Origin of the sequence: Pseudoalteromonas sp. Z1A2, from assembly GCF_011378755.1 — a bacterium.
GTDB lineage: Bacteria > Pseudomonadota > Gammaproteobacteria > Enterobacterales > Alteromonadaceae > Pseudoalteromonas > Pseudoalteromonas distincta.
The window spans coordinates 23916-37399 of the sequence record NZ_WTKX01000008.1; the positions used below are offsets into that span (position 1 = coordinate 23916).

11 protein-coding genes are annotated in these 13484 nt (G+C 38.9%); 4 read left to right on the forward strand and 7 right to left on the reverse strand.

Annotated elements, in window-relative coordinates; translation table 11 throughout:
- Positions 1 to 24 precede the first annotated feature (24 nt).
- The 4 genes from thrC to GQR47_RS07670 all read right to left on the reverse strand — a co-directional run bounded on the left by thrC (position 25) and on the right by GQR47_RS07670 (position 5279).
- Positions 25 to 1308: a threonine synthase gene (gene thrC, locus GQR47_RS07655; RefSeq protein WP_024596293.1), complete on the reverse strand. Its 1284-nt coding sequence runs from the start codon at positions 1306 to 1308 to the stop codon at positions 25 to 27.
- Between the two features lie 11 nt (positions 1309 to 1319).
- Positions 1320 to 2255, reverse strand: coding sequence for a homoserine kinase (gene thrB / locus GQR47_RS07660; protein WP_024596294.1), 936 nt, complete (start codon positions 2253 to 2255; stop codon positions 1320 to 1322).
- Positions 2256 to 2264: 9 nt separating this feature from the next.
- Positions 2265 to 4682 carry a bifunctional aspartate kinase/homoserine dehydrogenase I gene (gene thrA / locus GQR47_RS07665; RefSeq protein WP_154903651.1) on the reverse strand — a complete coding sequence of 806 codons (2418 nt, stop codon included), beginning with the start codon at positions 4680 to 4682 and terminating at the stop codon, positions 2265 to 2267.
- Positions 4683 to 4910: 228 nt separating this feature from the next.
- Positions 4911 to 5279: a response regulator gene (locus GQR47_RS07670; protein WP_024596295.1), complete on the reverse strand. Its 369-nt coding sequence runs from the start codon at positions 5277 to 5279 to the stop codon at positions 4911 to 4913.
- Positions 5280 to 5634: 355 nt separating this feature from the next.
- Between GQR47_RS07670 and GQR47_RS07675 the strand changes: the two genes are divergently transcribed.
- Both GQR47_RS07675 and rdgC read left to right on the forward strand, forming a co-directional pair.
- Entirely contained in the window at positions 5635 to 7404 is a 1770-nt protein-coding gene (locus GQR47_RS07675; protein WP_024596296.1) for an ATP-binding protein, read from the forward strand.
- 461 nt (positions 7405 to 7865) lie between these two features.
- A complete protein-coding gene (gene rdgC / locus GQR47_RS07680) occupies positions 7866 to 8783 on the forward strand; it encodes a recombination-associated protein RdgC (protein WP_002962662.1) in 918 nt (305 codons plus the stop codon).
- Positions 8784 to 9138: 355 nt separating this feature from the next.
- Here rdgC and GQR47_RS07685 read toward each other — a convergent pair whose 3' ends face one another.
- Entirely contained in the window at positions 9139 to 9375 is a 237-nt protein-coding gene (locus GQR47_RS07685) for a YgjV family protein (protein ID WP_024596297.1), read from the reverse strand.
- A gap of 287 nt (positions 9376 to 9662) precedes the next feature.
- On the opposite strand from GQR47_RS07685, the gene GQR47_RS07690 reads away from it, so the two are divergent.
- The gene (locus GQR47_RS07690; protein WP_002962665.1) at positions 9663 to 10319 is read left to right on the forward strand and encodes a Crp/Fnr family transcriptional regulator; all 657 of its coding nucleotides are present in this window, start codon (positions 9663 to 9665) and stop codon (positions 10317 to 10319) included.
- A 66-nt stretch (positions 10320 to 10385) separates the two neighbouring features.
- Here GQR47_RS07690 and GQR47_RS07695 read toward each other — a convergent pair whose 3' ends face one another.
- Complete coding sequence (locus GQR47_RS07695) at positions 10386 to 10952, reverse strand: phosphoribosyltransferase family protein (protein ID WP_002962666.1); 567 nt, start codon at positions 10950 to 10952, stop codon at positions 10386 to 10388.
- Between the two features lie 183 nt (positions 10953 to 11135).
- Positions 11136 to 12431, reverse strand: a complete 1296-nt coding sequence (gene pepB / locus GQR47_RS07700; protein WP_002962668.1) for an aminopeptidase PepB — start codon at positions 12429 to 12431, stop codon at positions 11136 to 11138.
- A gap of 123 nt (positions 12432 to 12554) precedes the next feature.
- Here pepB and sfsA point away from each other — a divergent pair, with 123 nt between their 5' ends.
- Positions 12555 to 13274, forward strand: a complete 720-nt coding sequence (gene sfsA, locus GQR47_RS07705; protein ID WP_024597171.1) for a DNA/RNA nuclease SfsA — start codon at positions 12555 to 12557, stop codon at positions 13272 to 13274.
- The last annotated feature ends 210 nt before the right edge of the window (positions 13275 to 13484 follow it).

The window sequence follows — 13484 nt, forward strand, 5'->3', positions numbered from 1 at the left end:
AACCGCCTTTTTGAATTAATTAACTTAGCCAAGTTTAGCAAGTATTTCTGTACGTAATGCGTCGTAATCGGCCTTTATATCGCTTGCTAGACATGGTTTTGCTAGTGCGTCGCTAAGTGGTTTTGGCATACCTAATTCAATATTTAAAATACCCTCTACGCTTTCTTTAAACTTAGCAGGGTGAGCTGTGGCTAAAAAGATGCCCGCTGCACCAGGCGCTCGATTTTCAACAAGACCTTGGTACGCAATAGCAGTGTGAGGCTCTGCAACATAACCCGTTTGTTGAATTTTTTTCATCACCGATTGCGTGTCTTCCTCGTTTACGCTAGTTGAATAAAAATTATCGTAGCTAAACCAGTTATTATCTAACATTGTTTGCACACGCGGCCAGTTGTTTGGCTTACTTACATCCATTGCATTTGAAAGCGACTCAAGTGTTGCGTTTGGCGTCCAGGTTTTATCAAGCATAAAGCGCGGCACAGTATCATTTTGGTTGGTGGTTGCACTTAATTTACCTACAGGTAAGCCAATAACCGCACCAATCATTGCAGCACATACATTACCAAAGTTGCCACTTGGCACTGATATATGCGCTGTTGCGCGTTTTTCTTTTGGTAGTTGTGCAATGGCCTCAAAGTAATAACAAACCTGAGCAACTAAACGGCTAATATTAATTGAATTAGCAGAATTAAGCCCAAGTGTTGATTTAACTTCTTCATCTAAAAAGGCATTTTTAACCAACTCTTGGCAATCATCAAAACTGCCATCAACTGCATAACAATGAATATTGTTACCTAACGTAGTAAATAGCTTTTGCTGAGCAAGTGAAATTTTGCCTTTAGGATATAAGATGACAACATCGATATTCGGCTTGTTATAAAAAGCATGTGCAACGGCTGCACCAGTATCGCCCGATGTTGCGGTTAAAATAGTTACTTTTTCATCTTTATTAAATTGCGTTAAACACTCAGCCATAAAGCGACCACCAAAGTCTTTAAACGCAAGCGTAGGACCATGAAACAACTCTAAGCAGTATGTATTCTCTTCAACTTCCTCCAGCTTAACTGGAAAGTTAAATGCATTTTTAACCATTTGTGCCACAGTGTCGCTAGGCAGCTCATCACCAATTAGGTGAGATAATATTTTGCCACTGCGTGTAACAAAGTCCATATCAAGCAAAGCATGAACATCGGACAGTGGGGCAAGGGATTCAGGGAAAAACACACCTTGATTACGACCCAAACCTGTTTTTACGGCTTCAACGAACGACACTTTTTGTGAGCTATCTTTTAAATTATGTAATTGCATGACTACCTATCCTATAAAACTGTTAATTGACGCGTGCCGTCGTTATCTAATTTACAAATGTGGCAAAAGCCTTGCTCGTTAATGTAATTTGCCTCTAACCACTGCGCGCATTGCTTTGCAGCTTCAAGTGTTTTACATACACTAAACAAGGTAGGTCCTGCGCCCGAAATACTCACTATTTCAGCGCCCAACGCTGGTAAGCTTGCTTTGGCTTCACTAAAACCTTTAATAAGCGGTGCGCGGTAAGGTTCTGCTATTTCATCTTTCATTATGCTCAGTGCATCGTCAAAACGATTAGTCAACAGTAAGCTACTAAATGCCGATAAACGCTGTGCAAACTCAACACTTGCATGCATGCTCAACTCTTTTGGTAAAACCGAGCGCGCTTTTGCAGTGTTGAGTGAAAAACCAGGGAACGCAGCAACGTAGTACCAATTTTCATCAACAGGCAGTGCAATCGATTTATCAGGGATTAAATCACCTGTTAATTGCAAACCACCTAAATAGCATGGCGTGATGTTGTCGTAATGACGACCACCGCTCACTACAGCTTCAAAGTCAGCCATAAGCTCAATAAGCTCAACCTGACTTAAGTTAGTTTGTGCAAACTTATCAAGGGCAGCAAAGGTAGCCACGACCGAGCATGCACTAGAACCAAGTCCAGATCCAATTGGTAAATTCTTTTTAAGCTCGAGCTTTACGCTTGGCATATCAGGCGCGACATGCGCTCTAAAATGTACTAAACACTGGTACGCTAAGTTTTCATTCGCATCACTTGGTAACTTGTGAGCGTAGTCGCCAGTACAAATAAATTCGTCACTTGGTGCTGCACTTACAACAGCTACATCGCCTAATAAACTACCATCGATTGGCGCAAGCGCTGCGCCAAGTGCATCAAAACCCACTGCAAAATTACCAATAGACGCCGGAGCATATACTTCAATCATAACGAGCTCCTAGCGCGATAGTGTTTTTAAAATATCAGCAAATACACCCGCTGCTGTTACTTCAGAGCCGGCACCATAACCACGAATTACAAACGGACGTGGCTGGTAGTATTGGCTTAAAATAGCAAGCGCGTTTTCGCCATCGCGAATTACATTAAGCGCATGTTTTTCATCAACAGCCTCAATACCTACTTTACAGTGACCTTCTTTAATTGTACCTACATAACGAAGTACCTTTCCTTCGCTCGCAGCACTTTGAATGCGGTCATTAAAATCAGCATCTAGGCTTGGTAGTTTTGCCATAAACTCATCAACGCTATCACCTTGTGCAAAACCTTGTGGTAATACTGACTCAACTTCAATATCGCTTAGCTCCAACTTCATACCGGCTTCGCGAGCAATGATCAGTAACTTACGTGCTACATCAGTACCCGATAAATCATCACGAGGATCTGGCTCAGTAAAACCGCTTTCTTTGGCTTTAATAGTTGCCTCAGAAAGTGATAAACCATCTTGAAGTGCGCCAAACATATACGAAAGTGAGCCTGATAAAATACCGCTAAACTCTAGTAACTCATCACCGGCACCAAATAATGACTGCAAGTTATCGATTACTGGTAAACCTGCACCAACGTTAGTTTCGTATAAAAATTTACGATTATTCTTTTGCGTAGCAGCTATTAAATCTTGGTAATACGTGTATGAGCTTGTTGTCGCTTTTTTATTAGCTGCAACCACATGAAAACCTGCATTTAAAAAGTCTACGTACTGCGCAGCAAGTGCATCTGAAGATGTACAATCTACTAATACCGGATTCACTAAGTGGTTTTGCTTAACAAATTGCTCTACTAATTTTAAATCAAATGCTTGCTCAGATGAGGCCAATTTTTGCTGCCAATCACTAAAAGCGATGCCTTCGTTATCAAGGTGTAATTGACGAGAGTTAGCAACACCATACAAGTTAAGTTTAATATTACGCTTTTCAAGCCAAGCTTGCTGGCGCTCAAGCTGATTAATAAGCTCTTGCCCTACTAAGCCACAACCTAGTAAAAACACATCAATTGACGGCACATGCGTGAAAAAGTTTTCATGGCATATTTTTACAGCGTCATTACATAACTCACCATCAATTACCGCAGAAATAGCACTTTCTGTAGAATCCTGTGCAATTGCCACAATATTTACTTGCGCTTGTGCAAGCGATGCAAAAAACTTAGCCGCTAAGCCACGGTGTGCGCGCATGTTGTCGCCCACTAAAGTAACAATGGCTAAATTACGCTGTACTTGAACAGGCTCAATAAGCCCTGCTTGTAATTCAAGCTCAAATGCAGTTTGTAGCGCATCGAGTGCAAGTGCTAGGTCTGTTTCGTGCACACAAAAACTAATACTAAATTCACATGATGATTGCGTGATCAATACAATTGATACGTTATCGTGAGCAAGCGCGTTAAATACCTTAGATGCCATGCCTACTTTACCTTTCATGCCTGGGCCTGAAACAGTTAACATTGCAAGGTCTTGTAAGCTAGAAAGCGCTTTTACGGGCTCATCAGATGAATAATCGTTACCAATTAATGAGCCTTGTGCGTCTGGGTTATGCGTATTTTTAATTTCACATGGCACGCCTGCTTTAGCACACGGTAAAATTGTTTTTGGGTGAAGTACTTTTGCACCAAAGTAAGAAAGCTCCATCGCTTCTTTATAAGATAAAAAATCTACTTTAGTGGCTTTTTTAATATAACGAGGATCAGCGCTATATACGCCATCAACGTCAGTCCAAATTTGGCAAATCTCAGCTTCTAAACATGCCGCAGCAATAGCTGCTGAGTAATCTGAGCCATTACGGCCAAGCGTCGTAAGCTCACCTTTATCATTACTCGCCGTAAAACCAGGCATAATATAAATAGTTGCAGGGTTTTCTTTAAGCACAGCTTGAAAGCGAGCTTTACTTGCCACTAAATCAGCTTCTGCATCAATGTAGCCACCAGTTGAAGCAATACAGCTTGTTGCTTCTAAGTACCTTGCATCTTGTGAGCTCAATAAAGCCTGCATTAAAGAAACGCTAACGCGCTCTCCAAAGCTAATTACAAATGCGCGAACTTGATCAGGGCAACACTGTATAAGCGACACGCCATCTAATTTATTTTTAAGCTCGCCTAGGTCTGGCCAGCTTGTAACGACTACGCCACTTTTTTCAACGTCAGCTTTTAAGCCTTCACAACGACTCGCTAATGCTTGCCATTGCTTCGAAAAATCTAAGCCTTGCTCTGCAGCACTTGCAAGTGCAACTAGCGAATCGGTCATTCCACCTGGAGCAGAAAGCACCAATAACATTTCATCTTTTAATTGTGCTTTAACTAACTGAGCTACCTGTTGTAAGCATGCATAATCGGCAAGTGAAGACCCACCAAATTTTAAAACTCGCATTGTTTATGTTCCTCATCCCATAAAACGAAAAAAGGCCTGTGTTCTAAGTGAACACAGGCCTTTAAATTTGTTGCACCGACCTATGCCACTATCCAGTAAGAATGATGGTTGTAATAATAATGGTCAGTACGCGATTAATTGTTTTCATATGTTAAGACTGCCTTAACAAAGGCTATGCTGTCAACCCTAAATTAAAAGATAAAACAGCCTTTTTTAACATGAAAAAACCTAATGAATGCCAAATTTATGCAATATTTCATTCAAGCTTGATTTATTAATAGGTTTATCAATAAAATCAATTGCGCCAAGTTGGGCGACTCGTTGCTTCATTTTTTCCTGTATATCAGCAGAAATAACCAACACAAAGCACTCTATTTTTTCTGTTTTTATAGTTTCAAGTACTTGTATACCATCAACCTCTGGCATGGTGAGGTCTAGGCACAGTAAATCAAAGTTTTGTGCTCTTAAAAGATCGAGGGCGTTTGCTCCATTTATAGCTTGTTGTATATCTGCGTCTATACACTCATTTAAACACCGCACGACTTGTTTACGAGCAACAGCAGAATCATCACAGACTAATATCGAAAATTTCATCATGTTTACTACTACACAACCATCAAAGTTATTAAAAGACCATCTTTCTTTGCACTCAGGACACTTTAACACGCATCTAAGTACTTAGCGCATTAATAATTCAATGCAATGATAAATATAGAATTAACTCATTTAAATATGATTAACGAAACTAAATTCTAATCAAACTTACAAAACTTAACGTCTAACAAATTTACTAATTCATAGCTGAGTTTAATTACATTAATACTACATACCTACTTAATTAGATTTATCTTATTAAATTTTAACTTTTTTATTTATTTTTAGAGGTTTATTGACTAACTTTTAAATTACAATAGTAACGTTACAAAAATAACAAAGGATGAACAAGTCACTCATGTTACAAAAAAGCCTTTCTAAGAAGCTGCTAACAAGCGTTTTATCCGTTTATTTTTTGCTTACCTTCGTAGTGACTTGCGGACAGGTGCTTGCTGAATATCTCAATACTAAAGACTATATACGTGATGAATTAAGTACATTACAAAAAACCTTTAGTCGTAGCTTAACACGTGCAATTTGGGAGCTTAATACCAAGCAAACAATTACAACAGCAGAAGGTTTACTCGCCATTCCCATGATTGAAGGGATTATTGTTCGAGACGACAGCGGCGAAATTATTTCACAGTTAGGGCGCTCGCTCGACATACATAAGCTATATAACCAACAGTTAGTACAAGAAGAAGCTATTTTAGAAGACGCGAAATCCGGTCTGTTTGGTTACACCTTTCCACTTATTTTTGAATTTTCTGGCCGTGCTACCCAAGTGGGCGACGTTACCTTGTTCTCTAGCCGAGAAGTTGTTTTAAGCCGAATTATGGTATCAATCTACTTTTTGATTGGTAATGCGATGATTAAAACTACCTTTTTAATCATTTTATTTTTAATGGCATTTAGAAAGCTTCTTACAGATCCCTTAGCTGAGCTTACTGAGCAACTAGAAAACCTAGAATTAGATGAGCTAGAAGGACAACACATAGAAATAGAAACAGAGGAGCATAACGAACTAAAAGTAATGGAGCAGTCGTTTAACAAACTAATAGATAAAGTGGTTCAGTACAGAAAAGAGCTTGAGCACACCCAAAAAGAACTTATTATTAGTAACGAAAAGCTCGATCATCACAACATACAACTTGAGCAAGACGTAGCCCGTAAAACATCAAACTTAAGCCAAGCAATGATGGAATTACAACAGCAAAAATACGAACTTGAGAAGCAAAAAATTGTGCTCACTGAAGAAATAGACTTACGCCGCAGCACAGAGCAAGAGCTAATTACAAAACAAACTGAATCTCAGCGTTATATAGAGGAATTAAGCCTTGCACAGGAACGTTTATTGGGCACAGAGAAGATGGCCGCACTAGGCGGGCTTGTGGCGGGTATTACGCATGATATTAACACCCCTATTGGTATAGGTGTAACGGCAATATCGTTTTTGCAAGAACGCTTAAATAAACTCGAAAGTGCTTATAGTGAAAAAACACTTTCACCAAAAGCACTAGAAGAATTTATTAACGAAGCAAAACAAAGTACAAGCTTGTTAACCACTAACTTAGATAGAGCCTCAGAGCTTATTGCTAGCTTTAAGCAAATAGCGGTCGATCAGGCCAGTGAAGCTGTAAGAACTATTAACTTTAAAGATTACACTAACGAAGTAATACGCTCACTGCATCCAAAACTAAAAAAGACATCCCATACAATAAAATTAGAATGCCCTGATGATTTAGTTTTAAATTTACCGGCAGGCGCCATCAGCCAAATTTTTACTAACTTAATTATGAATTCACTCATTCATGGCTTTGAAGGTAAAAGCAACGGTGTGATGGATATCAAAATAAGCGCAGATGACACTAACTTAACGATTGATTACAAAGATGACGGTAACGGAGTTACCAGTGAGCAATTGAAAAAATTGTTTGACCCATTCTTTACGACTAAACGCGATGAGGGCGGAAGCGGATTAGGTACCCATATAATGTTTAATTTAGTTAAACAAACTCTTAGTGGATCTATTGATGCAACGAGTGAACCTGGTAAAGGTCTGCGTTACTATATTCAATTTCCAAAGAACATGGCTAAGCCAATGCCTATTTTTGATAAATATGAATAAAAAAGTATATGCATTAAATTATTAGGGCGTATTGTTCTTTGGTGGTTGAATTTGCAGAAATATGTTTGGTTTTTAGGCAGGGCAGAGCCTATGTAGTGTGGTTATTCCCCATAAATAGGCGATAACGCAGCATAAATACCAAACATGCGCTGCCCTTTGAGCTCGATCTAGGGACGATTAACTCTTTGTTGCCTACATGGATGTAGGTAAGGGGCGTGAGCAGGACGCGGAAGCTTTGCTCAGTTTTTACTTATTCTTACATGGATGTAAGCCAGTAGAATAACGCAGGAGCAGTTACCGAGCCCACTAGGTTACAAACCTAGCGCCGCGATTTAATCTTCCTTGGATTGAACAAATTTCAATCCATAAAATTCAACACGCCCTAGTAACAAATCAGTCATTTCGAGATGCTGTTTTTATTGCTATGATTGGACAAATTTTTCAAATGGATCAATTCCCCTATGTGGTTTAGTAACCTTATTTGTTACCGCTTTAAGCAAGACGTTTCATACACCCAAGAAGATTTTGATAAAGCATTAGAGCAAGATTTATTTCGCCCATGTACTGGTCAAGAGCTTGCAACATTTGGTTGGACGAAAGCGTTTGGAAAGCATGGCGAAACACTATCGCATTTTTCTCAAAAAAGTATTTTAGTTTGCGCAAAACGTGAAGAAAAAGTACTCCCAGCTTCTGTTATCAACGAACTAGTTGCTGAGAAAATTGATCAGATAGAAGCCGAAGAAAACCGCCCGGTTAAAAAGAAAGAAAAAGACGAATTAAAAGAAAACATTCTTCATACTCTTCTACCCCAGGCATTTAAAAAGTCGAGCTTACAATTTGCCTTTATTGACCAAGAAAATGGCTGGGTGGTTGTAAATAGTGGCAGCTTTAATAAAGCTGAAGAGCTACTGGCACTACTTCGTAAATCGTTAGGAACGCTCCCAGTTGTACCTGCGTTTGCTAACTACGACCTAGATGTATTCTTAACTGATTGGTTAACTAACTTTAGTACACCAGAAGGCTTTGCTATTGGCTCTGACGCTGAGCTTGAAGAAGCTGACGACAGCGGTGCACAAGTAAAACTAAAAGGCCATGATCTGGCATGTGATGAGGTTAAATCGCACTTAGAAAGTGGTAAACGCGTAACTAAACTGGCACTTGATTGGCAAGAACGCCTCAAGTTTATGCTGCAAAACGATGGCTCTATCAAGCGTTTAAGCTACTCTGAAACTCTAAAAGAAGAGAACGCAGATATTCCTAAAGAAGATATGGCTTTAAAACTTGATGCTGACTTTATTTTAGCTTCTGAGGAAATAAAGCAATTACTTGAAGAACTAACTGCTGGCTTAGGTGACGTTGAAGATTTAGAAAAAGCGTAAATACCACAACCTACATAAATATTTAAGCGCTTTGAAGCATTAAATAGACCCACATATAAGCAGGTTGGTATAACAGATAAAAAATCCGATAGCAGTTTACTGCTATCGGATTTTTTAATGGAATTTTTAGAAGCGCTTATTTATATATTTGTTATCCGCGAACAGAATTTAGCTAACGTTCGGCGTATTAAAACCTAAGGTAATCATCTTTTAAGTAAGAGCTTACAGCAAGGTTCAAAGGAAAGTTATGTAGAGTGATATGAGATTATCTGTATTCACTTCAAGCCGGAATGCACAAAAACTGAAATTTTGATTTTAATTGAAATCATTAACTTATTTGTGCAGATAACTTATTTTAGCTTTTAGCGTCTTCAACTTTAGGTTGGCGATATATTTTTATAATGTGGTATAAATTTACAAGCGACAATAAGCCGTTGGTAAAAATAACAGGTACTGCGCCAATGGCAAAACCGTATGCAGTAAATACAATACAACCAAACATGTTGTACCAACGCAGTTTTACTACATCTGTCATTGTTAACGATGCAACCAATAAAGCTGATGCAATATAGCCTAAATATTCCCAACTCAATTGTTCTCTCCTAGCCTTTAGGTTAGCATTACATGTACTGCTAACTTATGGCACTTATAAGTATTGCAAAGTTACAACAAAATAAAAAAGCTAACTTGCTTAAAAACCTGAAAAAGTTTGCCGGAAAATACCAGCAAATTCTTAAATCATTACACGGGAAATGAAGGTAAAATAATACTATTAGCAAAGCTAATAATATTAGTAGCAAGTTAGCGTAAATTCTTAGTGTCTTAATGCTAACGTCATTAAGATGTAATAAATAGGACAAATGTCCGAAGAGCACATTGATGTTTCAATACCATTTTTCTAGTTACCTTGTTGATCAGCTTTTAACCTTTGCCGGTAGTAGCTATCAACAATCAAAAAAAGAAGTTCTGATCCATCAAGATCAGCCTTTAAGCAAGCTTGTGCTTGTACGCAGTGGCACTGTGTCGTTTAGTTACGACGTAGGTAATGGACGACGCCTGCTGTTAGGACAATTGGATTGTAACAACACCCTTATTGGTGAAATAGAAGCGCTAAATAATAATCCGTGTATTTATACGGTAACGTGCTTTAGCGATGTAACTTATAATCTTATTGAATTAAGACATTGGCGTGCTCTGCTGCTTGAAAAACCAGAACTGAGTTTATACACCGCACAAACTATTGCGGCTAAATTTCAGGAAAACCAAAAAATCAATTTAGATAAGCTACTACTACCATTGAGCTACAACATAGCCAAAGATTGCTTACTAAGAGCCGAGAACAACAACCCTACGCTACTTAGAGCCTATCCAACTGTAAATGCTGAAGCCGAACGCTTTGCTACCACTGAGCGAGCTTACAGACGTGTTGTTACAGAACTTGTCGAAAAAGGCTTGGTACTTAGAAGTAACGATGGCTTACAAGCAGTCGATATACCAAAGCTAAGTGAATACGTAGATAGCTTTGCTCAACTTTAAGTTATTTAAAATTTACCCATAAAAAAAAGGCCTTAACGGCCTTTTTTTATTTACACAAATTACTGATTACTTCTCTAGCAAAATGTCATGAATTTTCACAAGATCAGATTTACCTGCAATAATTTCATCCGGTGTTAAACCCGATAGTTCATGCGGGAACACTAACCACTCTTCAGACTCATGAATATAATAATCTGGAACAGTGTCTACTTTTGAGTTTTTTGGCTTGTAGTACGGACATGCAATACGAATATCACGTGGCAAGTTTAAGCGCATAAGCTCTGAAAGCTTTTCTTTTAATGCAACAATACTACGACCAGAGTCAAATACATCATCAACAATTAATAATGAGTCGCCTGCATTTGCGTTCTCAACAATGTAATGCAAACCGTGGACTTTAATTTCTTTAGATTGTTTACCAATACCGTAATAAGACGATGTACGTACTGCAATGTGGTCAGTCTCAATGCCTTTATAATCGTAATATTCTTGAACAGCAATACCGATCGGTGCACCACCTCGCCAAATACCAATAATAAAATCAGGACGAAAGCCATCTTGGTATACTTGTGCCGCTACGCGGAACGAATCTTCAAGCAGCTGTTGAGCTGTGATGTAGCACTTATCTGACATAATTAGAAACCCCAGTGGTGGATATAAGATTTGAGCGCAGCTTAGAGTTAAGCAAAAATTAAACTCAAACAGGTATTGGCGACGGATTTTACCGCAAATGAAATAAAATTGCTTGCCTGTAAATTAAAAAATAGGCACCCAAAGGTACCTATTTTTAGTGTAAAAAGCATAATTTAGTAAATATTATGCTTTTTCTTGTAGGGTACGAGCAACCGTACGCATACCTTGAGTTGTTGCGCCCGCTGCCCATTGGCTTGTACTGCCCATGTTAAAAGCAGCAGCTAAATCTATGTGCACCCAACCTTTGCCATCGTTTGGCACAAAGCGTGATAAAAAGCCTGCAGCATTCGATGCACCGCCGTAACCGCCACCCTTTTGTGCACGGCTATTTGCCGTATCAGCATAAGGAGATGGGCAGTTTTGTTGATGCCATTTTTCAAGAGGAAGTGGCCAAGCAGCTTCCATTTCTTGAGATGCAAAACTTTCAACTTCACGTGCAAGTTCTTTATCAAGTGCAAATAATGCATTGTACTCTTGGCCAACAGCAACAAGCGCTGCTCCAGTTAGTGTTGCTGCATCAATGATAAGTGGAGCGCCAGTCTCTCCTGCTGCCATTAAGCCATCAGCAAGTACTAAGCGACCTTCAGCATCCGTGTTTACAATTTCAACTGTTGTGCCATTTTTGTAAGTAAGAATGTCACCTAATTTGTATGCATGACCCGAAATTAAGTTCTCAGCACAACATAAAAACAGCTTAATACGTTTTTCAATACCACGGTTAATAGCCAATGCTAAACCTGCTGTTACTGTTGCAGCGCCGCCCATGTCGCACTTCATACCAAGCATACCTTCGCTTGATTTAATTGAGTAACCACCTGAGTCAAACGTAATACCTTTACCTACAAGCGCAGCACTTACTGGTGCATTTTCGTCGCCTGTTGGGTTGTAATCAAGCTCAAGCAATACTGGTGGGCGAACACTACCGCGACCAACTGCATGAATACCAATCCACTGTTGTTCTAGTAACGCATCACCTTTAATAATTTGGTAACTTACATGTTCAGGCGCTAATGATTGAATAAACTCAGCTGCTTTTTCAGCTAGGCTTTCTGGGTATATGTCATCGGCAGTACCGTTAACCATTTCACGTGCCCAAATTGCTGACGTTTTTAAGTGAGCAAGTTCTTTAATATCTGATTGTGCGTTATCAACAAACTCAACACCGTTTAATGATTTTGGTGTTACAAAGCCTTGGTAAAAAGCCCACTGGCTTTCTGTACACCAAGTATCACCTGCTAATTCAACATTTTTAACGCCTTGGCTTGCAATAGTACGGCCTGCTTTTTGAACATTTTTTAATGTGTCTTGCTCAGATAAATGAACAGTTGCACCGCGCTCGTTAAAAGACAATGACGCATTATCGCCCCAATGACTCGCTGCTGCTTGTTCGCTTAGTTGAACAACAAATTTTTCACTCATGTTAGAATTCCCTTGCACTTAAATGTGCCACCGAGTTTACTATAGAGCGCTTAAGTTCCCAACAGCTTGAGATAAATAACATAAATCACACTGCTGAGCAGTGTTTACGCTTTGGAAGTTATTATGAAGTACACGCCAGCGCTGCAACCAGCCATATTATTAAAGCGCTACAAACGCTTTTTAGCTGATTTACAATTAAGTGATGGCAGCGAATTTACCGCCCACTGTGCAAATACAGGTAAAATGACGGGATGCGCTGAGCCATGCTTTACTGCTTTTTATTCAAAGAGCGATAACGCAAAACGAAAATACCCGCATTCATTAGAGCTTACGCAAAATAACTTATCGCAGCTTATTTGTGTAAATACAGCGGTGGCTAATAAAGTAGTTGAAGAAGCAATAAACAATAATGTGATAAGCGAGCTACTCGACTACAGTCAATTGCAAAGCGAAGTTAAGTACGGCAGCGAAAACAGTCGTATCGACTTTTTACTCACAGACGAAAATAAGCCCGATTGCTATGTAGAAGTTAAATCAGTCACATTATTAAGCGAAGATACACCACAAAGCGGGCAAGGCTACTTTCCTGATGCGCAAACAGTGCGTGGACAAAAACATATCCGCGAACTAATAGAAATGATCGAACAAGGCCACCGAGCAGTATTACTGTTCGCTGTTTTGCATGAGGGAATAAATACCGTAAGTGCAGCTGCGCATATTGATAAAAAATACGCCACGTTATTAAACCAAGCAATAATAGCCGGTGTTGAAGTATTAGCATACAAAGCCAAAATTTCAGCTAATGGAGTCTTACTTCATAAAAGAATAGTATTTATAGAATAGTGTAATAAACCAACGGATTGAACTAAGCGTAATTTACAAAGTACTCCAATTATAGAAAGTGGTAAAAAGTGAATTATTAAAATTAACTTGTTTTTAAAGCTTTTGCCCATATAACAAGGCAAGTTTTAGAAAGCGAATATGTGAATTAATTAAAAGTGTAAATAAACTATTAATACACTTTTTTACTCAGTAAGCATGGTTGAAGCTAAT